At 72.2% G+C, this 20,484-nt stretch carries 25 protein-coding genes; 4 read left to right on the top strand and 21 right to left on the bottom strand.

Going from position 1 to position 20,484, the window contains the following annotated elements; genetic code table 11:
* Nucleotides 1-41 precede the first annotated feature (41 nt).
* Entirely contained in the window at nucleotides 42-1,406 is a 1,365-nt protein-coding gene (locus tag AC3RJ8_RS03030) for a D-arabinono-1,4-lactone oxidase (protein WP_489714477.1), read from the top strand.
* On the opposite strand, the gene ispD is transcribed toward AC3RJ8_RS03030, so the two are convergent.
* Together ispD and AC3RJ8_RS03020 are read right to left on the bottom strand one after the other, a co-directional pair.
* A complete protein-coding gene (gene ispD / locus AC3RJ8_RS03025) occupies nucleotides 1,376-2,635 on the bottom strand; it encodes a 2-C-methyl-D-erythritol 4-phosphate cytidylyltransferase (RefSeq protein WP_489715560.1) in 1,260 nt (419 codons plus the stop codon). The two genes, AC3RJ8_RS03030 and ispD, sit on opposite strands and share 31 nt — an antisense overlap.
* Before the next feature lie 11 nt (nucleotides 2,636-2,646).
* Nucleotides 2,647-3,129: a CarD family transcriptional regulator gene (locus AC3RJ8_RS03020; protein ID WP_171783492.1), complete on the bottom strand. Its 483-nt coding sequence runs from the start codon at nucleotides 3,127-3,129 to the stop codon at nucleotides 2,647-2,649.
* Nucleotides 3,130-3,378: 249 nt separating this feature from the next.
* Here AC3RJ8_RS03020 and AC3RJ8_RS03015 point away from each other — a divergent pair, with 249 nt between their 5' ends.
* Complete coding sequence (locus tag AC3RJ8_RS03015) at nucleotides 3,379-3,849, top strand: hypothetical protein (RefSeq protein ID WP_489714476.1); 471 nt, start codon at nucleotides 3,379-3,381, stop codon at nucleotides 3,847-3,849.
* An 83-nt stretch (nucleotides 3,850-3,932) separates the two neighbouring features.
* On the opposite strand, the gene pstB is transcribed toward AC3RJ8_RS03015, so the two are convergent.
* The 6 genes from pstB to AC3RJ8_RS02985 all read right to left on the bottom strand — a co-directional run bounded on the left by pstB (nucleotide 3,933) and on the right by AC3RJ8_RS02985 (nucleotide 10,106).
* Nucleotides 3,933-4,712: a phosphate ABC transporter ATP-binding protein PstB gene (gene pstB, locus AC3RJ8_RS03010; RefSeq protein WP_407320565.1), complete on the bottom strand. Its 780-nt coding sequence runs from the start codon at nucleotides 4,710-4,712 to the stop codon at nucleotides 3,933-3,935.
* Nucleotides 4,713-4,758: 46 nt separating this feature from the next.
* Nucleotides 4,759-5,721, bottom strand: coding sequence for a phosphate ABC transporter permease PstA (gene pstA, locus AC3RJ8_RS03005; protein WP_489714475.1), 963 nt, complete (start codon nucleotides 5,719-5,721; stop codon nucleotides 4,759-4,761).
* Nucleotides 5,721-6,707 (bottom strand): phosphate ABC transporter permease subunit PstC, encoded by a 987-nt coding sequence (gene pstC / locus AC3RJ8_RS03000; protein WP_489714474.1) that lies wholly within the window; start codon nucleotides 6,705-6,707, stop codon nucleotides 5,721-5,723. The genes pstA and pstC overlap by 1 nt, the downstream gene beginning before the upstream one ends.
* Before the next feature lie 130 nt (nucleotides 6,708-6,837).
* Nucleotides 6,838-7,965 carry a phosphate ABC transporter substrate-binding protein PstS gene (locus AC3RJ8_RS02995; RefSeq protein WP_489714473.1) on the bottom strand — a complete coding sequence of 376 codons (1,128 nt, stop codon included), beginning with the start codon at nucleotides 7,963-7,965 and terminating at the stop codon, nucleotides 6,838-6,840.
* 138 nt (nucleotides 7,966-8,103) lie between these two features.
* Entirely contained in the window at nucleotides 8,104-8,826 is a 723-nt protein-coding gene (locus tag AC3RJ8_RS02990) for a response regulator (RefSeq protein WP_489714472.1), read from the bottom strand.
* Nucleotides 8,823-10,106: a sensor histidine kinase gene (locus AC3RJ8_RS02985; RefSeq protein ID WP_489714471.1), complete on the bottom strand. Its 1,284-nt coding sequence runs from the start codon at nucleotides 10,104-10,106 to the stop codon at nucleotides 8,823-8,825. Before AC3RJ8_RS02985 ends, AC3RJ8_RS02990 begins: the two co-directional genes overlap by 4 nt.
* 156 nt (nucleotides 10,107-10,262) lie before the next feature.
* Between AC3RJ8_RS02985 and phoU the strand changes: the two genes are divergently transcribed.
* Nucleotides 10,263-10,934: a phosphate signaling complex protein PhoU gene (gene phoU / locus AC3RJ8_RS02980; protein WP_489714470.1), complete on the top strand. Its 672-nt coding sequence runs from the start codon at nucleotides 10,263-10,265 to the stop codon at nucleotides 10,932-10,934.
* A 31-nt stretch (nucleotides 10,935-10,965) separates the two neighbouring features.
* Here the strand turns inward: phoU and AC3RJ8_RS02975 are convergent, their stop codons facing one another.
* From AC3RJ8_RS02975 to AC3RJ8_RS02915, 13 genes are all read right to left on the bottom strand, one after another.
* Nucleotides 10,966-11,322, bottom strand: coding sequence for a hypothetical protein (locus AC3RJ8_RS02975; protein WP_489714469.1), 357 nt, complete (start codon nucleotides 11,320-11,322; stop codon nucleotides 10,966-10,968).
* 83 nt (nucleotides 11,323-11,405) lie between these two features.
* Nucleotides 11,406-12,146, bottom strand: coding sequence for a phosphoglyceromutase (locus AC3RJ8_RS02970; protein ID WP_489714468.1), 741 nt, complete (start codon nucleotides 12,144-12,146; stop codon nucleotides 11,406-11,408).
* Nucleotides 12,147-12,203: 57 nt separating this feature from the next.
* Complete coding sequence (locus tag AC3RJ8_RS02965; protein WP_489715559.1) at nucleotides 12,204-12,644, bottom strand: nitroreductase family deazaflavin-dependent oxidoreductase; 441 nt, start codon at nucleotides 12,642-12,644, stop codon at nucleotides 12,204-12,206.
* A gap of 100 nt (nucleotides 12,645-12,744) precedes the next feature.
* Entirely contained in the window at nucleotides 12,745-14,001 is a 1,257-nt protein-coding gene (gene mshA, locus AC3RJ8_RS02960) for a D-inositol-3-phosphate glycosyltransferase (protein ID WP_489715558.1), read from the bottom strand.
* A gap of 32 nt (nucleotides 14,002-14,033) precedes the next feature.
* Nucleotides 14,034-15,116: a lactonase family protein gene (locus tag AC3RJ8_RS02955; RefSeq protein WP_489714467.1), complete on the bottom strand. Its 1,083-nt coding sequence runs from the start codon at nucleotides 15,114-15,116 to the stop codon at nucleotides 14,034-14,036.
* 120 nt (nucleotides 15,117-15,236) lie between these two features.
* The gene (locus AC3RJ8_RS02950; protein WP_489714466.1) at nucleotides 15,237-15,572 is read right to left on the bottom strand and encodes a histone-like nucleoid-structuring protein Lsr2; all 336 of its coding nucleotides are present in this window, start codon (nucleotides 15,570-15,572) and stop codon (nucleotides 15,237-15,239) included.
* Between the two features lie 71 nt (nucleotides 15,573-15,643).
* On the bottom strand, nucleotides 15,644-15,847 hold the full coding sequence (locus tag AC3RJ8_RS02945; RefSeq protein ID WP_489714465.1) for a hypothetical protein: 204 nt from the start codon (nucleotides 15,845-15,847) through the stop codon (nucleotides 15,644-15,646).
* 11 nt (nucleotides 15,848-15,858) lie between these two features.
* Nucleotides 15,859-17,397, bottom strand: a complete 1,539-nt coding sequence (gene lysS, locus AC3RJ8_RS02940; protein WP_489714464.1) for a lysine--tRNA ligase — start codon at nucleotides 17,395-17,397, stop codon at nucleotides 15,859-15,861.
* 41 nt (nucleotides 17,398-17,438) lie between these two features.
* A complete protein-coding gene (locus AC3RJ8_RS02935) occupies nucleotides 17,439-17,900 on the bottom strand; it encodes a hypothetical protein (protein ID WP_489714463.1) in 462 nt (153 codons plus the stop codon).
* Entirely contained in the window at nucleotides 17,869-18,258 is a 390-nt protein-coding gene (locus tag AC3RJ8_RS02930) for a hypothetical protein (protein WP_489714462.1), read from the bottom strand. The genes AC3RJ8_RS02935 and AC3RJ8_RS02930 overlap by 32 nt, the downstream gene beginning before the upstream one ends.
* Nucleotides 18,255-18,683, bottom strand: coding sequence for an AAA family ATPase (locus AC3RJ8_RS02925; protein ID WP_489714461.1), 429 nt, complete (start codon nucleotides 18,681-18,683; stop codon nucleotides 18,255-18,257). The genes AC3RJ8_RS02930 and AC3RJ8_RS02925 overlap by 4 nt, the downstream gene beginning before the upstream one ends.
* Nucleotides 18,684-18,719: 36 nt before the next feature.
* Nucleotides 18,720-18,959, bottom strand: coding sequence for an ATP-binding cassette domain-containing protein (locus AC3RJ8_RS02920; RefSeq protein WP_489714460.1), 240 nt, complete (start codon nucleotides 18,957-18,959; stop codon nucleotides 18,720-18,722).
* On the bottom strand, nucleotides 18,949-19,350 hold the full coding sequence (locus tag AC3RJ8_RS02915) for a GntR family transcriptional regulator (RefSeq protein WP_489714459.1): 402 nt from the start codon (nucleotides 19,348-19,350) through the stop codon (nucleotides 18,949-18,951). Before AC3RJ8_RS02915 ends, AC3RJ8_RS02920 begins: the two co-directional genes overlap by 11 nt.
* A gap of 153 nt (nucleotides 19,351-19,503) precedes the next feature.
* Between AC3RJ8_RS02915 and nadC the strand changes: the two genes are divergently transcribed.
* Entirely contained in the window at nucleotides 19,504-20,445 is a 942-nt protein-coding gene (gene nadC / locus AC3RJ8_RS02910; protein ID WP_489714458.1) for a carboxylating nicotinate-nucleotide diphosphorylase, read from the top strand.
* The last annotated feature ends 39 nt before the right edge of the window (nucleotides 20,446-20,484 follow it).

Raw genomic sequence — 20,484 nt, 5'->3', positions numbered from 1 at the left:
GGCACGCTACACCGGCGGCTCGACGTGGCAGAGTGTGCGCCGTGACGTTCACCACGTGGGGGCGGACCTTCACCGCCGAGCCGGCACGGCGCGCGACGCCGCGGGACGAGCCGGAGCTCTGCGCGCTCGTGGCGCGCGCCGCACAGGACGGCCTGCACGTCCGAGCGGTCGGTGCCGGGCACTCGTTCACCGACGCGGCGGTCACCGACGGGCTGCTGCTGAGCCTCGACCACCTGCGCGGGATCGAGTCGGTGCAGCGGCTGCCGTCGGGCGGCGCGCTGGTGACGGTCGCGGCCGGCACCCGCCTGTTCGAGCTCAACCGGCTCCTCGCCGCGAACGGGCTGGCGATGCGCAACCTCGGCGACATCGACCGGCAGTCCGTGGCCGGTGCGATCTCCACGGGGACGCACGGCACCGGGGAGCGGCTCGGCGGGCTCGCGACCCAGGTCCGCGGGGTGCGCGTCGTGCTGCCGGACGGCTCGGTGCGCTCCGTGTCCGACGACGACCCGGACGGCTCGCCCGAGCGGGTGCTCTTCGAGGTCGCCCGCCTCGGTCTCGGCGCGGTCGGGGTGCTGGCGGCCGTGACGCTGGAGGTCGTGCCCGCGTACCTGCTGCGTTCCACGGAGACGGTGCGGCCGTGGCGCGAGGTCGTGGACGGCTACGACGAGCTGGTGGCCCGGCACGAGCGGGTGGACGCGTACTGGTTCCCCGGCACGGACCGGATGCTCACCTGGTGCAACGACCCGCTCGACCCGGACGAGGCGGCGGCGCACGCCGCGCGGCAGGAGGGACCGGCCGGGGTGGTGCGGAGGCTCGGTGCGGGCGCGCGGACCTTCCTCGACGAGGAGGTGCTGGCCAACGCGGCGCTGGGAGCCGTCATGCGGACGGCCACCGTGGCCCCACGGTGGGTGCCGCGGATCAACCGGGTCAGCGCGGCGCTCCTCGGCGACCGCACCTACGTCGCGCCGTCGGACCGGGTGCTGGTGACCCGGCGCCGGGTGCGGTTCGCGGAGATGGAGTACGCCGTACCCCGGTCGGAGCTGGCCGGGGTGCTGACGGAGCTCGCGACGTGGTTGCGCACCTCGGGCGAGCCGGTGCCGTTCCCGGTCGAGGTGCGGTGCGCGGCCGCGGACGACGTCTGGCTGTCGACCGCGCGGGGCCGGGACACGGCCTACGTGGCCGTCCACCAGTTCCACCGGATGCCCCGCGAGCGGTACTTCGCCGCCGCCGAGGAGATCTTCGTCGCCGCGGGCGGACGGCCGCACTGGGGCAAGCTGCACACCCGCACGGCGGACGACCTGGCCACGCACTACCCGTTGGACGACGTGGCGAAGGTGCGGGCCGTCGTCGATCCCGACGGCGTCCTGCGGAACCGCTACACGGACCGCGTCCTCGGCACCCCGTAGCGGGGGGCGACGACGGCGGTGGCGATGGCGGCGACGCCCTCGCCGCGGCCCGTGAGCCCCAGACCGTCGGCCGTGGTCGCGCTGAGCGACACCGGTGCCCCGGCCGCGTCCGACAGTACGGCCTCGGCCTCCGTGCGGCGCGTGCCCAGCCGGGGCCGGTTCCCGATCACCTGGACTCCGACGTTCCCGATCTCGAAGCCCGCGGCGCGCACCCGGTGGGCGGCCTCCGCGAGCAGCGCGGCACCGCTCGCCCCGGCCCACTCGGGCTCGCTCGTGCCGAAGTGCGCGCCCAGGTCGCCGATCCCGGCGGCGTTGAACAGAGCGTCGGCCGCCGCGTGCGCCGCGACGTCGGCGTCCGAGTGCCCGGCCAGCCCTCGCTCCCCCGGCCAGCGCAGCCCGCCGAGCCACAGCTCGCGCTCGGTCCCGTCGGGAGCGAAGGCGTGCACGTCGACGCCGACCCCGGTCCTCGGCAGAGCCCTCATCGTTCCTCCGGCGCGCTCGTCCAGCAGCAGGGCCGCGCGCGCGAGATCGGCCTCGGTCGTGATCTTCAGGGCCGCCGGATCGCCGGCGACCACGTGGACCGGCTGGCCGAGCGCCTCGACCAGGCCCGCGTCGTCGGTGGCGGCGAGGTGCTCCGCGGCGGCCCGGGCGGTCCCGTCGGCGTGGGCACGCTGCAACAGCTCGCGCTCGAAGCCCTGCGGGGTCTGCACCGCGCGCAGCACGCCACGGTCGGGGGTGTCGACGACCCTCTCGGCCACCGGCTCGCGGGAGGCGGGGCGGTCGCCCGGGGTCCTGCCGTCGCCACCCGGGGAGGCGGGCAGCACGCGCTTGACCGTGTCGGTGACCGCGAGCCCGGGCACGACGGCGCGATGCCCGCCGCGCACCGCCGCGACCACGCGCTCCACGAGGGAGGGCGGCGCGAAGGGGCGGGCGGCGTCGTGCACCAGGACGACGTCGACGTCCGGACCGGCGAGGGCGAGCCCCGCGGCGACCGAGGCCTGCCGGGTGGCTCCTCCGTCGACCACCCGGACGTCCACGTCGAGCGACCCGACGGCGGCACGCATCTCCGCGCTGCGCCCGGGGGGTGCGGTGACGACCAGCGCGTCCACCACGCCCGACCGCACGAGTCCGCGGGCCGCGTGGGTGATCATCGGCAGCCCACCGACCTCGACGAGCGCCTTGGGGAGGTCGCGCCCGAGTCTCGTCCCCGACCCGGCGGCAGTGAGGATCGCGAGGGTCGTCAGGAGGCGAGCACCTCGTCGATGATGGCGCCGGCCTTCTCCTCGTCCACACCCTCCGCGAGGGCGACCTCGGACTCGAGGATCTGCCGGGCCTTGGCGAGCATGCGCTTCTCGCCGGCGCTCAGGCCGCGGTCCGCGTCACGGCGCGAGAGGTCGCGCACGACCTCGCCGACCTTGATCACGTCGCCCGATGCCAGCTTCTCGAGGTTGGCCTTGTAACGGCGCGACCAGTTCGTCGGCTCCTCGGTGTACGGGGCACGCAGCACGTCGAAGACCTTGTCGAGCCCTTCCTGGTCGACTACGTCGCGCACGCCGACCAGGTCGACGTTCTCGGCCGGGACCTCGATCGTCAGATCACCCTGGGCGACCTTGAGCTTGAGGTACATCTTCTCTTCGCCACGGATCTTGCGCGTCTTGACCTCTTCGATCAGCGCGGCGCCGTGATGCGGGTAGACAACCGTCTCGCCTACTGTGAACGTCATCTGTAGATGTCCCCTTTCCCAGTGGCCGAGTCTATCACGGGAAAGGGCTCCCTCCCCGTGCCCGAACGGTTCGCCGCCGCCGCTCGAGAGCGCATCACTGCAGGTCAGAGGGCTGTAGCTGGCCTCGGTGGATGTCGGTCTCCCTCCCCCACTAGGATGGCTTCGGGCGCACTGCGTCCTCCCATCCAGTGACACAACGCGTGCACAAGACCTGCCGTCGGCACGCACGCTCCACCCGAAGGAGAGCACGTGGCCCGCTCCGCCCGTCCTGCCCGTCCCGCCCTCGCCGTCGCGGCCACCGCCGCCGGGGCGCTGCTGCTCGGGGCGTGCGCGCCGATCACCACGCAGCTCCCGTACGCGCCGTCCGACGGGGCACGCGTCGACTTCGAGGACCTCGACGTCCGCGGCCTCAACCTGCTGCTGATCTCGCCCGAGGAGGGCGCCGAGGGCAACGTCCTGGGAGCGCTGGCCAACAACACGTCCGAGGAGGTCGAGTTCGTCCTCACCGTCTCGGGCGCCGCCCCTCTCACGTTCGTCGTCCCGGCCGAGGAGACCGCCTACCTCGGCACCGACGGCGTGGAGACCCTGGTCGACTCCGTGGCGACCATCCCCGGCGGGACGCTCGAGGCCACCCTGTCGGTCGACGGCTCGAGCGAGGACTTCTTCATCCCGGTGTTCGACGCGACCCTGCCGGAGTACGCCGAGTACGTCCCCTCCTGACCACGCACGAAGCCCCTCCCGCTCGAGCGAGCGGGAGGGGCTTCGTCGTTCCACGACCGAGGTTCACCGGCCGGGCGCGAGGGTCACCCGAAGCGGCCGGAGACGTAGTCCTCGGTGGACTTCTCGGCGGGCGACGAGAAGATCGTCGAGGTGTCGTCCATCTCGATGAGCTTGCCCGGCTTGCCGGTGCCCGCGATGTTGAAGAACGCCGTCCGGTCACTCACGCGGGCCGCCTGCTGCATGTTGTGCGTGACGATCACGATCGTGTACTCGCTCTTGAGCTCGCCGATGAGGTCCTCGATCGCGATCGTGGAGATCGGGTCCAGGGCCGAGCACGGCTCGTCCATGAGGAGCACCTGCGGCTTGACGGCGATGGCCCGGGCGATGCACAGGCGCTGCTGCTGCCCGCCCGAGAGGCCCGACCCGGGCTTCTCCAGACGGTCCTTCACCTCGTTCCACAGGTTCGCCCCGTGCAGCGAGGACTCGACCAGGTCGTCGGCGTCGGCCTTCGAGATCCGCTTGTTGTTCAGCTTGACACCCGCCAGCACGTTGTCGCGGATCGACATCGTGGGGAACGGGTTCGGCCGCTGGAACACCATCCCGACGTTGCGCCGCACCGCCACGGGGTCGACGTCGCTGCCGTAGAGGTCGACGCCCTCGAGCTCGACGGTCCCCTCGACGCGCGCGCCCGGGATCACCTCGTGCATCCGGTTGAGCGTGCGCAGGTAGGTCGACTTACCGCAGCCGGAGGGGCCGATGAGGGCCGTCACCGACTTCGGCTCGATCGTCATCGCGACGTCCTGCACGGCGAGGAAGTCGCCGTAGTAGATGTTGAGATCCTTGACATCGATGCGCTGTGCCATCGTTAATTCCTTCGTGTGAGCTGCGGCTGATCGACAGGTCTGCGCGTCAGCGCAGCTTCGGGGAGAACCATCGGTTCACCAGTCGGCCGACGAGGTTGAGGAGCAGGACGATCACGATGAGCACCAGCGCGGCGCCCCACGCGTTCTGGAACGCGATGTCGGCGACGCACGACGCCGACTCGCCGGCGGGGCACGGGGCGTACCCCTGGTGGTACTGCCGGTAGCTGAAGACCGGCAGCGTCATCATGCGGCCGTCGAACGGGTTGAAGTTGATCGAGTCCGTGACACCGACGGTCACGAGCAGGGGCGCCGTCTCCCCGATCACCCGGGCGACGGCGAGCAGCACGCCGGTGGTCAGGCCGGCCACCGAGGTGCGGAGCACCACCTTGACGATGGTCAGCCACTTCGGCACGCCGAGGGCGTAGGAGGCCTCGCGCAGCTCGTTCGGCACGAGCTTGAGCATCTCCTCGCAGGAGCGCACCACCACGGGGATCATCAGCACCGAGAGCGCCACGGCGCCCATGATGCCCATCTGCGCGCTCGGTCCGAGGAAGAGCGCGAAGAGCGAGAAGGCGAAGAGGCCGGCGACGATGGACGGGATGCCCGTCATGACGTCCACGAAGAACGTGACCGACCGGGCGAGCCAGCCCTTGCCGTACTCCACCAGGTAGATCGCCGTGAGGATGCCCACCGGCACGGAGATCAGCGCGGCGATCCCGGTGATGATCAGCGTGCCCATGATGGCGTGGTAGATGCCGCCGCCGGGGTCGCCGCCGAAGATGTTGCGCGTCGACAGCGTCAGGAAGTCGATGCTCATCCGGCCGACGCCCTCGACCGTGACGGTCCACAGCAGCCAGACCAGCGGGATCATCGCCAGGGCGAAGGCGAACCAGATCAGGCCCTGCATGATGCAGTCCGTGCGCCGGCGGCCCGAGTCGGCGGTCGTGAGCAGGGCGCGCGTGCGCTCGGTGGCGTCCAGGGAGTTCGTGCTTTCGGTCGCGGCACTCATCAGTTGGCCCCCGAGAATTCCTTGCGGCGCGCGACGATCCAGCGCGCGGTCATGTTGACGGCCAGCGTGATGACGAAGAGGACCAGGCCCGCGGCGATCAGCGTGTTGATGCCGAGCCCGGTGGACTCCGGGAAGTCGGCCGCGATGTAGGCGGCGATGGTCTGGTGCTGGCCGGCGGCGAGGATGTCCAGGCTGTAGCTGAATCCGGGCGAGATGATCATGAGCACCGCCATGGTCTCGCCGAGCGCACGCCCGAGGCCGAGCATCGCCGCCGAGATGACACCGGAGCGCCCGAACGGCAGCACGGCGGTCCGTACCACCTCCCACCGCGTCGCACCCAGGGCGAGGGCGGCCTCCTCGTGCAGCTTCGGCGTCTGGAGGAAGACCTCGCGCGAGACAGCGGTGATGATCGGCAGGATCATCACCGCGAGCACCACGCCGACGGTCGCCATCGCGCGCCCCGTCGTCGAGGCCTGCCCGCCGTACAGCGGGATCCAGCTCAGGTTCTCGTTGAGCCAGAGCCAGAACGGGGTCAGCACGGGCGCCAGGACCAGGAAGCCCCACAGCCCATAGACGACCGAGGGGATCGCGGCCAGCAGGTCGACCAGGTACCCCAGCGCCTGCGACAACCTCCGCGGCGAGTAGTGCGAGATGAACAGGGCGATCCCGATCGCCACCGGCACCGCCAGGCACAACGCGAGCACGGCGGCCAGGAGCGTGCCGAAGACCAGCGGGCCCACGTACGCCAGGAAGGACGTGTCCTCCGGGAACCGCGGGACCTCGGCGGCGAGCTCGTCCCCGCCCGCCGTGAGAGCCGGCCACGCCTGCCAGAGCAGGAACAGGGCCACCGCGGCCAGGACGACGAGGATCAGGATGCCGGAGCTGACGGCGATCCAGCGGAAGCCACGGTTGAAGCCGCGGTCGGACGACCGCCGTCGGCGGACCGTACGGGTGCCCGCTCTCGGCGGGCTGTCGGTGGTGGTCACTCGGATTCCTCGCTCATGCTGGGTGCGCTGCTCTCGTCTCTGCAGTGGGGCCCGTGCCGGTGCCGGCGGCCGGGTGCCACGCCTCGTGCGGCGGGGTCACCCGGCCGCCGGCCGGTGTCGTCGGGTCGGGTCAGCCCGCGGAGATCGACTCGATGCCGGGCATGATCGCCTCACGGATCGTGTCGGACAGCGGCGCGGAGCCGGCGGCGTCCGCGGCGGCCTGCTGACCCTCGTCGCTGGCGACGTAGGTCAGGAAGCCCTTGACCAGCTCGGCCGTCTCCTCGTCCTCGTAGGTGGTGCAGGCGAGGCTGTAGGAGACGAGGACGATCGGGTAGGTGCCCGCGATGTCCCGCTCGAGCTCGATCGAGTAGACGTAGTCGCTGGTGCCCTCGGTCCGCGGCGACTGGGCCACGACCTCGGCGGCAGCCTCGGCGGAGTAGGGCACGAACTCGTCACCGACGCCGACGGCGACGGTGCCCAGGTCGGCGACCTGCGAGGCGTCGGCGTAGGTGATGGTGCCGTCACCGGCCTGGGCGGCACCCACGACACCGGAGGTGCCCTGCGCGGACTCCTGGCCCTCGACGGGCCAGACGCCGGAGGCCTCGGTCGTCCAGATGTCCGGCGCGACGGTGTGGAGGTACTCCTCGAAGTTCTCCGTGGTGCCCGACTCGTCCGAGCGGTGCACGACGGTGATCGCCGTGTCCGGCAGCTCGACGTCGGTGTTGTCCGCGGCGATCGCCTCGTCGTTCCAGGTGCTGATCTCACCGAGGAAGACCCCGGCGATGGTCTCCGGGGACATGTTCAGCGAGTCGACACCCTCGAGGTTGAAGGCCACGGCGACCGGGCTGACGTAGCCGGGGAACTCGATGACGCCACCCTCGCCGCACTGGGCCTCGGCGGCGGCGAGCTCCTCGTCGTCCAGCGCGGCGTCCGAGCCGGCGAACTTGTACGAGCCGTCACCGAAGCCTGTGCGGCCACCGCCGGAGCCGACGGGGTCGTAGTTGACGGTCGCGTCCGGGTTCGCCTGCTGGAAGCCGGCGCGCCACGCGTTCATCGCGGCCTCCTGCGACGAGGCGCCGCCGCCCGAGAGCTCGCCGGCGAGCGATGCCATCTCGCCGGACTCCGTCTCGGACGACTCCGGGGCGTCGCCCGCCGCGTCGTCCGCGGGCTCCGGGTCCGAACCGCACGCGGCGAGGCTCAGAGCGAGCACACCGACGGCGACGGCAGATCCGGCACGAGTGAATCGGCTGAGGTTCACGAGTCGTCCATCCTTCACGCATTTGGTGGCACCGGCGGCCGCCGGCGTTCGTCAGGAACGCTAGGGAGGCCAGGTGGACCGGTGACCAGGAGCAGGTGAACGACGAATGAACAGCCGACGGCCGATAGGCGAGAACGCCTACGACTCGTCGTCGGCGAGCTTGTAGCCGAGTCCTCGGACGGTCAGCAGCAGGGTGGGTGAACCGGGGTCGGACTCGATCTTGGACCGGATCCGCTTGACGTGGACGTCGAGGGTCTTGGTGTCGCCGACGTAGTCCGCACCCCACACCCGGTCGATGAGCTGCCCGCGGGTCAGGACGCGACCCGCGTTGCGCAGCAGGAGCTCCAGCAGGTCGAACTCCTTGAGCGGCAGCGACACCGCCGTCCCGTCCACCGCCACCGTGTGGCGCTCCACGTCCATGCGGACGGAGCCGACCTCGAGCACGGACTCGCCGTCGTCGTCGTGGCCGTTGGCGCCGCTGTCGACGCTGCCGGTGCCGGTGCCGCGACGCCGCATGACCGCGCGCATCCGCGCCAGGAGCTCGCGGAAGGAGTACGGCTTGGTGACGTAGTCGTCGGCGCCGAGCTCGAGGCCCACGACCTTGTCGATCTCGGAGTCCTTGGCCGTGAGCATGATGATCGGGACGTCGCCGCGCTGGCGCAGCTCGCGGCACACCTCCGTACCGCTCAGGCCGGGGAGCATCAGGTCGAGCAGCACGAGGTCCGCGCCGCCGTCGTCGAAACGGTCCAGCGCGTCGTTGCCGTTCGACGTCGCCACGACCTCGTAGCCCTCACGGGTGAGCTGGTACGTCAGCGGGTCGCGGTAGGACTCCTCGTCCTCGACCACCAGGATGCGCGTCACGCGCCTACCTCCTCGTTCGTCGGGCCTTCCGGCCCGCGGTCATGGTCACCGGCGCGTCCCGCCGTCGGGGGCGCGTCGGTGGGGTGCTTCACGTCGTCGGTGTGGTCGTCGGGGCTGTCCGACGAGCCGGACGGCAGCTCGCCGGCCGGAAGGTCCGCGGCAGGTATCCGCAGGGTGAACGTCGAACCCTTGCCCGGCTCGGACCACACCCGCACGTCCCCGCCGTGGTCGGCGGCGACGTGCTTGACGATGCTCAGGCCGAGCCCGGTGCCGCCCGTGTCGCGCGAGCGTGCCGGGTCCACGCGGTAGAAGCGTTCGAACACCCGCTCCTGGACCTCGGCCGAGATGCCGATGCCCTGGTCGACGACGTCGATCTCGACCAGGCCGCCGCGCTCGTGCACGCCCACGCCCACCCGGGTGTTCTCCCCCGAGTAGGACACGGCGTTGTCCAGGAGGTTGCGCACGGCCGTCACGAGCAGGTTGTGGTCGCCGAACACCACGCAGTCCGCGGAGCCGCCGACCGTGATGGTGATGTTCTTGCCCTGCGCCGTGGTGCGGGCCCGGTCGACGGCCTCGTCGACGACGTCGCGCACCGGGACGGGCCGGACCTTCTGCAGCGCTCCGGCCACCTGGAGGCGGGACAGCTCGATGATCTCGTGCACGAGCGCGGAGAGGCGGTGCGCCTCCGACTGCATGCGTTCGGTGAACCGCCGGACCGCGACCGGGTCGTCGGCGGCGTCCTGCACGGTCTCCGCGAGGAGGGCGAGCGCGCCGACCGGCGTCTTGAGCTCGTGCGAGACGTTGACGACGAAGTCGCGCCGGATGGCCTCGACGCGGCGGGCCTCGGTGCGGTCCTCGGCGAGGACCAGCAGCTTGTCGAGCCCGAGCGCGGCGACCCTCACCTGCAGCAGTACGGTGCCCGAGCCGATCGGGCCCCGCGGCAGCTCGAGCTCCTCCTCGCGGATGACGCCGTCGCGCCGCACCTCGCGCACCATGTCGACGATGGCGGGGTGCACGAGGGCGTCGTTGCGGACGACGCCGAGGGCGTAGGCGGGCGGCGAGGCACGGACGACCTCGTCGTCGTCGTCCAGCACGACGGCGGCCGAGCGCAGGACCGAGAGCACGCGGACCAGCCCGCTGTCGAGCTCGGCGGCACCGGAGTCCGCGTCGCGGTGCTGGGCGCGGTCCGAGAAGCGGAAGGCGAGGGCAGCGACGAGCCCGACGACGACGCCGAGCACGCCGGCGACGACGGCGGTCGCACCCTGGATGATTCCTTCCACACCCTCAGCCTAGGTCGCGCGAGGCCCGCCACCGTGCCAGGGCGCCTTCTGCTCCCTGACGTGTCGTCCACTGTTCACCTGTGGACCTCGCGACGTTCACCTGAGAGTCTGTGCCGGCTGCGAGAGTTGCTCAGCACCAGAATCGAGAGGACACCCATGCGAGAGATCTTCGACGCCGAGCTGCAGCAGATCGGTGAGGGACTGGTCGAGATGAGCCGGCTGGTCGAGTCCGCGATCACGCGGGCCGGCGCCGCGCTGCTCGACGGCGAGCACCAGCTCGCCCAGGACGTCATCGCCGCCGATCACGAGATCGACCGGCTGGAGAAGGAGCTGGACGAGCGGTGCGTCCACCTGCTCGCCCAGCAGGCGCCCGTGGCCACCGACCTGCGGGTCGTCATCAGCGCCCTGCGGATCAGCGCCACGCTGGAGCGCATGGGTGACCTCGCCCAGCACGTCGCCGAGGTGGCGCGGGGCCGCTACCCCGCGGCGGCGGTGCCGGAGCCGGCGCGCGAGACCTTCGTGCGGATGAACGAGGCGGCGACACTCGTGGCCCGGCGCACCACCGAGCTCCTCGCCACCCGGGACGTCGCGCTGGCGGCCGAGGTCGAGCAGGGCGACGACGACCTCGACCAGCTCCACCAGGACACGTTCGCCGCCACCCTGTCGCCCGAGTGGGCGGGGACGGCGCAGGAGACCGTTGACGTGACCCTCCTGGGTCGCTACTACGAGCGGTTCGGCGACCACGGCGTCTCGGTCGCGCGTCGCATCACGTTCCTCGTGACCGGCGAGTTCGAGGCGGAGCACGGCACGGCGAGCCCGACCGCCTGATCCGACGGCTCCTCCGGCCCGGCCCGCAGGTTCAGCGCGAACCTGCGGGCCGGAGCGCGTCCGAGGCACGCACGCGACGACGTCCCGCACCCCGTGGGACGGACGGTCGAAGAACGGCCCGGTGGCCGGGCCCTCCGGCGCCGGGAGCCCCACCGCGCGCTGCCGCTCCAGGACCGCGAGCACGCGGGACCCCAGGTCGTCGCCCCGCGCAGCCCCAGTCGTGGTCGCGGGACATGGCGTCGTCCAGACCCAGCACGTCCGAGCCGCAGCCGAGCCGCGCCGCCGCGTGCGGCAGGCCGGGCCGCCAGGCGTCCAGCAACGGCCCCACCACCTCCGTGAAGTAGCGGCGGGCCTGCTCGGTGCCGGACATCTCCCGGGTGGTGTCCATGGCGTCATGGTGCCAGCACCGACGACGACGGCGACGCACCGGTCGGGTGCGTCGCCGTCAGGTCGTGCAGCGGTCGTGCTGGCCTACTTGCCCTGGTTGGCCACGGCCGCGATGGCGTCCTTCGCGGCCTCCGGGTCGAGGTAGGTGCCGCCCGGGTTGGTCGGCTTCAGCGTCTCCTCGTCGAGCTCGTACACCAGCGGGATGCCGGTGGGGATGTTGAGCCCGGCGATCGTCTCGTCGTCGACCCCGTCGAGGTGCTTGACGAGCGCGCGCAGGGAGTTGCCGTGCGCGGCGACCAAGACCGTCTGGCCGGAACGCAGGTCGGGCACGATCTGGGCGTCCCAGTACGGCATCGCCCGCTCGAGGACCTGCTTGAGGGCCTCGGAGCGGGGGATCGGCTCACCGGCGTAGCGCACGTCGGAGTCCTGGGAGAACTCCGAGCCCAGCTCGATCTCGGGCGGCGGCACGTCGTAGGAACGGCGCCAGAGCATGAACTGCTCCTCGCCGTACTGGTCGCGCACCTGCTTCTTGTCCTTGCCCTGCAGATCACCGTAGTGGCGCTCGTTGAGGCGCCACGACCGCTTGACCGGGATCCAGTGGCGGTCGGCGGCGTCGAGGGCGTAGTTCGCCGTCATGATGGCGCGGCGCAGCAGCGAGGTGTGCAGCACGTCGGGCATGACGCCCGCCTCGGCGAGCAGGGTGCCGCCGCGCTTCGCCTCCCCGATGCCCTTGTCCGACAGCGGGACGTCGACCCAGCCGGTGAAGAGGTTCTTGGCGTTCCACTCGCTCTCGCCGTGGCGGAGCAGCACGAGGGTGTAGGTCATGGCTCCATCCTGCCCTGACCGACGGCCCGGACGCACCATCCGGCCGGATCGCGGACGTCAGGCGTCCGTGCGCTCCAGGACGAAGACCGGGATCTCGCGGTCCGTCTTCTTCTGATACTCGGCGTAGTCGGGCCACGTCTCGACGGCGCGCTCCCACCAGACGGCCTTCTCCTCGCCGGTGACCTCGCGGGCGACGTAGTCGTGCTTCACGGTGCCGTCCTGCAGCTCGACCTGCGGGTTCGCCACGATGTTGTGGTACCAGACGGGGTGCTTCGGCGCACCGCCCAACGAGGCGACGACGGCGTAGGCACCGTCGTGCTCGACGCGCATCAGCGGCGTCTTGCGCACCTTGCCGCTCCGGGCGCCGAGCGTCGTCAGGACGACGACCGGCCGGCCCCTGAGCGTGGTGCCCTCGGTGCCACCCGAGGACTCGTACGTCGAGACCTGGTCGGCGGCCCAGGTGGACGGGCTGGGAACGTACTCTCCGGTGATCGGCATGTCCGCGACAACGTCGTCGTCCGGCTCGGGCATTCCCGCGCTACCTCGCGGGTCCCTGCGCTACCTCGCGGGTCCCTGCGCTACCTCGCGGGTCCCTGCGCTACCTCGCGCGACGGACCTTGCCCGCCTGAGAGTACACGTCCAGCATCGCCGCGGCGGCCCGGTCCCAGGAGAACCGTTCGCTCGCCCGCCGGGCGCCGGCCGCGAGCCGTGCGAGCCGCTCCTCGTCGCCGAGGAGGTCCCCCAGCTCGCGCGCCCAGGTCCACGGGCTGTGGTCGTGCACGAGCACCCCGGAGACGCCGTCGACGACGACGGTCCGCAGCCCGCCCACCGCCGCGGCGACGACGGGCGTCCCGCAGGCCTGCGCCTCGGCAGCCACCAGGCCGAACGACTCGTTGTGCGAGGGCACGGCCACCACGTCCGCCGCCCGGTACCAGTCGGCGAGCTCCTCGCGGGGCACCGGGGGACGCACGTCGAGCCGGTCCGCGACGCCGGTCTGGTGGGCCAGCGCCTCGAGCTCGCGCACCGCCGTCGGGCGGCCGCTCGCGCCACCGAGGACGACGAGCCGTGGCAGGTGCGCGCCGCCCGGCGCCGTCGGGTCGGCGTGGTCGGCCATCACCCCGAGCGCGCGGACGAGCACGTCGGGCCCCTTGAGGAGCTGCACCCGGCCGGCGAACAGGACCACCGGGCCGTCCACCGGCAGCCCGAGGCGACGCCGCGCCGCACGCCGGGCGTCGGCCGCCCCGCCGGGCCCGGGGGCGAACTGCTCCAGGTCGACGCCGGGCGCCACCACGTGGACGCGGTCCGGGTCGGCGGCGTAGTACCGCACGAGGTCGTCGGCCTCCTCCCGGGTGGAGGCGACGAGCGCGTCGGCGGCCTCCACCACCTGCTCCTCGCCGATCACCCGGCCCTGCGGCTCCGGGCTGTCCCCCGGGGCGAGGGCCGCGTTCTTCACCCTCGCCATCGTGTGCATCGTGTGCACCAGGGGGACGTCCCACCGCTCGCCCGCCAGCCATCCGACCTGGCCCGAGAGCCAGTAGTGCGCGTGCACGACGTCGTACCAGCCCGCCGGGCGGTGCGCCTCGGCCCGCAGCACACCCGCCGTGAACGCACACAGCTGACCGGGCAGGTCGTTCTTGTCCAGCCCCTCGTACGGTCCGGCCGCCACGTGCACCACCCGGACACCCGGTTCGGCGTCCAGGACTCTCGGCTGCGCCGACGTCGTCGCCCGGGTATAGATCTCCACCTCGGCGCCGCGGCGGGCGAGGGCACGGGACAGCTCCAGCACGTAGACGTTCATCCCGCCGGCGTCGCCCGCGCCCGGCTGGTCCAGCGGCGAGGTGTGGACCGAGAGCATCGCGACCCGGGGGCCGTGCCCCGGTGAGCCGCTCACCGTGCCACCAGCACGCAGGCCGGCGGCGTGTCCCAGGAGGTCCGGTCGACGACCCTCCCGGCGCCGGTGGCCCCGTCGACGCGCACGGAGGCCAGCTCGGCCGTCCCCTGCAGGGCGACCACCACGAGGCCGTCGTCCCCGACCACCTCGTGGTGCCGGGGCCAGGCGCCCTCGCCCAGTGCGACGTCGGCGAGGTGCTCGATCCGCGGGACCGCGCCGTCGGCGACCGCGTGCACAGCCAGGACGTCCGCGCCGCGCACGCCGACGTGCAGGTGGGTCGCGTCAGGGCTGAGCGTCACGTGCCCCCCGAAGTCCTGGCCCGCCACGGCACCGGGGGCGACCGGCACGCTGCCGGCGTGCTCCCACCCTCCGCCGGCCGGGACCAGGACGTGCAGACGCGCGTCGAGCTCGCCGACGACCACGAGCGCCCCGCTCGGCAGGACGACGAGGTGCCGCGGGCCGGTACCGGCGGGCAGCCGCGCGGCCACCGCGTCACCACCCGCGACCCCGGCCGGTCCGGCTCCCGGAGCCCGGTCCGGCGCGGGGTCGACGGGGTAGCGCCGGACGAGGTCGGCCCCGAGGTCGGTGACCAGCACGTGGTCGCCGACGGCGGTGACCTGGTGGGCGTGCGGTCCTTCCTGGCGGTCCGCCACGGGCCCGGAGCCCGTCCCGGCGTGCCGCACGCGACGGTCCGCAGGGACGCCGTCCTCGGCGACGCCGAGGGCGGCGGCGGTCCCGTCGCCGTAGTTCGCGACCCACACCGCGCGGCGCGTCGCCAGGAGGTGGCACGGGTCATCACCGCCGGAGGAGGTCTCGCCCAGCGGTGCGAGCGTGCCGTCGTCGTGGACCCGCCACGCGCTGACGCGTCCGGCCGGCGACTCCGTCACGGCGTAGAGCGCCGGTGCCTGCGGGTGCGACGCGAGGAAGGACGGCGAGCGGACCTCCGCAGCGAGCGTCCTGGCGCCGAGGGCACCGGACGCCGGGTCGACGTCGACGCGCCAGACGCCCTCCCCCGAGCCCGGGCCGTCGTCGCCCGGGTACGTACCGATCCACAGGGTGCGCGAGCTCGTGGCGATCATGGGTCAAGCGTAGGCTCCGGCCGGTTCACCGGCGGCCGGGCCCGGAGCCGCCCGTCCCGACACAGCACCGCGCCCCGGCCGGGTCGATCCGGCCGGGGCGCAGGCTGACTGGGGAGAGGGTCAGTGCGCGGCCTCGTAGGCCTCCAGCACCCGCCCCGGGATGCGACCACGGTCGTTGACCGTGTGGCCGTTGGCGCGGGCCCACTCGCGGATCTTCTGGAGCTGTTCCCGGTCGGTCCGCCCGCGGCGCGGCCCGGAGGTGGCACGCGGTGCCGTCCTCGAGGCCGTCTTGCGGCCGTGCCCGATCCACTGGGCGAGAGCATCGCGCAGCTCCGTGGCGTGCGCCGCGGAGAGGTCGATCTCGTAGGACACGCCGTCCAGCGCGAAGGTGACCGTCTCGTCGCCCTCCGTGCCGTCGATGTCATCGATCAGCACGACCTGTGTCTTCTGAACCACGCTGTCACCCTCCGGTGCCTCGAAAGTCTTGAGCGATTCGAGCATGCACGAACAGAGAATGAAAAGTCAACTCACGGCGAGGAGTTTCGCATTGCCTGCGACGGATCCTTGAGCAATTCCTTCTGCGTGGCCAGACGCGCCTCGTCGTCGTGCCGTTCCAGGGCGGCCCGCTCGTTCCGGTCCGCCCGGACGATCTTTCGCATCGCCAACCAGAAGAGCAGGCCCACACCGATGGAAGGGACCAAACCTGCGATCACTGCCCAGAACGTACCCATGACCGGTCCTCTCAGTGCGTCGGCTTGACGAGGGGAAAGAGAATGGTCTCGCGGATCCCGGCGCCGGTGAGTGCCATGAGCAACCTGTCGATCCCCATCCCCATGCCGCCCGCCGGAGGCATCGCGAACTCCATGGCGGTGAGGAAGTCGTCGTCCAGGCGCATGGCCTCGTCGTCGCCCGCGGCGGCCAGCCTGGCCTGCGCCTCGAAGCGCTGCCGCTGGATCACGGGGTCCACGAGCTCGGAATAGGCCGTGGCGAGCTCGAAGCCGCGCACGTAGAGGTCCCACTTCTCGACCTGGCCCGGAACGGTCCGGTGGTCCCGGGTCAACGGTGAGGTCTCGACGGGGAAGTCACGGACGAATGTCGGCTCGTGCAGATGGTCGCCGACATGGTGCTCCCACAGCTCCTCGACGAGCTTTCCGTGGCTGGTCTTGCGCGGGTCGACCGAGATATCGGCCTTCTCGGCCAGCGCCATGAGGTGGTCCACCGACGTCTGCGGGGTGATCTCCTCGCCCGCGGCGGCCGAGAGGGAGTCGTACATCTTGATATCGGCCCACTCGCCGCCGAGGTCGTACTCCTCACCGTCGGCCAGCGTGACGAGCGTGGTGCCGAACACGTCCTCGGCCGCCTGCTGCACGAGATTCTTGGTGAGCGCCGCCATCGTGTCGTAATCACCGTAGGACTCGTACGCCTCAACCATCGCGAACTCCGGCGAGTGCGAGGAGTCGGCCCCCTCGTTGCGGAAGTTGCGATTGATCTCGAAGACGCGCTCCACACCCCCGACGACAGCCTTCTTGAGGAACAGCTCCGGCGCGATGCGCAGGAAGAGGTCCATGTCGTAGGCGTTCATGTGCGTCTCGAACGGCCGGGCGGAGGCACCGGAGGCCACCGCCTGGAGCATCGGGGTCTCCACCTCGAGGAAGTCGCGGCGGTGGAAGTTCTCCCGCAGGGAACGCACGACACCGGCGCGCACGCGGACCATGTCGCGCGCCGCGGGGCGGGCGATGAGGTCCACGTACCGCTGGCGGACGCGAGCCTCCTCCGACAGCTCCTTGTGCAGGACCGGCAACGGGCGCAGCGCCTTGGCCGCCATCTGCCAGGAGTCCGCGAAGACGCTGAGCTCGCCCCGGCGGGAGGCCCCGACCCGCCCGTGGACGAACAGGTGGTCGCCGAGGTCGACGTCGGCCTTGAAGGCCGTCAGCGACTCCTCGCCGACGACCTTCTGGCTGAGCATCGCCTGCAGGCGGTTGCCCTCGCCGTCCTGCAGCGACACGAAGCAGAGCTTGCCCGTGTTGCGCAGGAACACGACGCGGCCGGCCACGCCGACGAGGTCGTCGGTCTCGACACCCGGCTCGAGGTGACCGTACCCGTCGCGGACCGCAGCGATCGTGCTCGTGATCGGCAGGCTGACGGGGTACGCCTCGCCCCCCGCGGCGATGATGCGGTCGCGCTTCTCGCGGCGGACGCGCAGCTGCTCGGGCAGGTCGTCGGAGAGGTCGTCGGGCACGTTGTCGGGCACAGGTGAACCGGCATTCTCGGGGGAGGTCACCGTCCGATTCTACGGGCGTCGCCGGCCACCGCCCCACGCCGTCAGACCAACGAGACCCGGCGGTTCCACGAGCGGACGGTCCACACGACGCACACCAGCGTGATGACCAGCAGCGCCACGAGGAACCCGATCGGCATGACCTCGGCGGGGTTGCCCGCCACCATCTCGGCGACGAGGTCGAACCGGACCAGGGCGAGCCGGCCGTCCTCGACCCCGACGGCGAGCGGCACAGCAGCGAGCGAGACGGCCGTGAGCATCTGCGTGACGACGTACACCCCCAGCCAGACGAGCACCGGCCCTCCGAGCCCCAGCCGGTTCATCGGTGCCTGACTGCCGATGGAGGCGGCGAAGAAGTACTGCACCGGCCAGACCAGCACGAGCGCCACGAGCAGGAGCGCCGCGGCGGCGATGGCCCAGGCAGGTGCCATCTCGGTCAGCAACGCCCACCCTTCGCGCAGCGGTGCCAGCAGGTCACCCCTGCCGACGCCGGCACCGCGCTCCACCAGCGGCAGCACGGCCAGCGCGAGCCCGACGGAGGCGGCGACCGCGGCGAGCGAGACGACGAACGCCCAGGCGAGCTTGGCCCGGTAGATGACGGACCCCCCGGAGCGGGAAGGTCTGCGTCAGGTAGCCCGTCCGGCCGTAGCTGGAACGCCAGTAGGTGACGGCCAGCACGATCTGGGCCGCCGGGACGAGGCCGAAGATCACCGCGACGGCGAGCATCAGCCCGAACGGGGCGAGCGCGGGCCAGCCGGTCGCGGCGAACAGTGCGCCGACGACCGACACGAGCAGGGCCACCAGGCCCACCACTCCGAGCATCGCGCGGGTCTGGACGACCTCGTGCTTGAGGAGCGTGATCATGAGCGGTACACCTTCCGGAAGATCTGGTCGAGGCTGGCGCCGTGCTCGGCGCGCAGGTCGTCCACCGCCCCCGTGAGCAGCACCCGGCCGTGGCGCATCATGACGACCGCGTCGAGCGTGGTCTCGAGGTCGTGGACCAGGTGGGTGGCGACGAGCAGCGACGACCCCGGCTCGAGGTTGTCGAGGACACCCGCGAGGATGCCCTCCCGAGCGGCCGGGTCGACGCCGGAGATGGGCTCGTCGAGCAGGAACACCCTGGCCCGGCGCGCCATGGTGAGGGACACCTGCACCTTCTCGCGCATGCCCTTGGACATCTGCTTGAGCCGCATCGACTCGTCCAGCCCGAAGCCGGCGACCAGCCGGCGGGCCTTGTCGAGGTCGAAGTCGGCGAAGACGTCGGCGAACAGCTCCAGGCAGTAGCACACCCGGACGTGGTCCGGCAGCGCGCTGCGGTCCGGGAGTTAGGACACGATCGCCTTGGACTCCGGGCCGGGCGCACAGCCACCGACCCGGACCTCCCCGCTGTAGTCGGCATAGAGACCGGCGAGGGTCTTGAGGAGGGTCGACTTGCCGCAGCCGTTCTCCCCCAGGAGACCGACGATCTGGCCGGCGGGCACGTCCAGGTCCAGCCCGTCCAGGGCGGTGCGGGAGCCGTAGCGGACGGTGAGACCACGGGTGCTGACGAGCTGCTCAGCCGTCATCGTGCTCTCCCTGTCCGACAGGGGAAGGGGTGTCGTCATGGGTCCATCTCTCCTCGATGAGCTGCCGGGCCCGGACCGGGCCCATGCCCAGCCCCCGCGCCCGGCGGACGAAGTCGTCGGCGGCCTCGCGGGCGAGTTCCGCTCTCAGGTCGTCGATCGTCGGTCCGTCGGTGGTGACGAACCTGCCGGCCGTCCGCTCCGAGCGGCACAGGCCCCGGCGCTCGAGCTCGGCGAGCGCCCGCTGGACAGTGTTGGGGTTGACGCCCAGACCGGACGCCAGCTCTCGCACGCCCGGGATCCTGTCGCCGGCGGACCACTCCTCGGTGACGATGCGCCGGGAGAACTCGGTAACCAGCTGTGCCCAGATGGGCGAGCCGGTGTCGAACTCCACGCCGCACCTCCTGTGTCGCTGTACTAAGACCTTAATGCACTAACACGCCGCCACGACCCGCTGTGGGTGGACGACGCGCCGGTGGCCCGTCCGGGTAGGCGGCGCGTCGTCCACCCACAGCGGGCGGGAGGGCTCGGCGGGTACCGTTCCAGCGTGAGCACGCCCGAGACCCCCCTGCCCGTCCACGCGTCACCCTCCGCCGTCGAACCGGCTCTCGACGACGCGTGGCTCGCCCACGCGGTCGAGACGGCGCTCGACGAGGACCTCGGCCCGGCTCCCGGCCGCGACGTCACCACCCAGGCGACCGTCCCGCCGTCGGCCACCGGCACCGCCGGGCTGGTCGCCCGCGCCGAGGGCACCGTCGCGGGCCTGGTCGTGGTGGCCGAGACGCTGCGACAGACGGCGGACCGCCTCGCCCTGGCGGCGCCGGAGGTGACGTTCCACGCGCAGGACGGCGACACCGTCGTCCCCGGGCAGGTGCTCGCCACGCTCGTGGGGCCGACGCAGGTGCTGCTCGTCGCCGAGCGGACCCTGCTCAACCTCGCCTCCCGCGCCTCCGGCGTGGCCACCGCGGCCGCGGCCTTCACGCGCGAGCTCGACGGCACCGGCGCCCAGGTGCTCGACACCCGCAAGACGACGCCGGGGCTCCGGGAGCTCGACAAGTACGCCGTCCGAGCAGGCGGCGGGACGAACAAGCGGATGGGCCTCTACGACGTCGCGATGGTGAAGGACAACCACGTCGTCGCGGCCGGCGGTGTGGCCGCCGCGATCCGCGCGGTCCGCGCCGCGTTCCCCGACGTGCTCGTCCAGGTGGAGGCCGACACGACCGACCAGGCCATGGAGGCCCTCGACGCCGGCGCGGACTTCCTGCTGCTGGACAACATGCCGACGCCGGTGCTCGCCGCGACCGTCCGGGCGGTCCGCGAGCGCGAGGGCCGCGACGGCGTGCCGGAGCACGTCGAGCTCGAGGCCACCGGCAACCTCACGCTCGACCGCGCGCGGGAGGTCGCTTCGACGGGCGTCGACCACCTCTCGGTCGGGGCGCTGACGCACTCGGCGCCGATCCTCGACCTGGCGCTCGACCTGCGGGACTGAGCGCTACCTCGCGCCACGCAGCGCTACCTCGCGCCACGC

The sequence above is a fragment of the Isoptericola sp. MSGPD8_1_ISO-PGPR-S23-394 genome (genome assembly GCF_058072785.1).
This window is presented reverse-complemented; position numbering and strand designations above follow the sequence as displayed.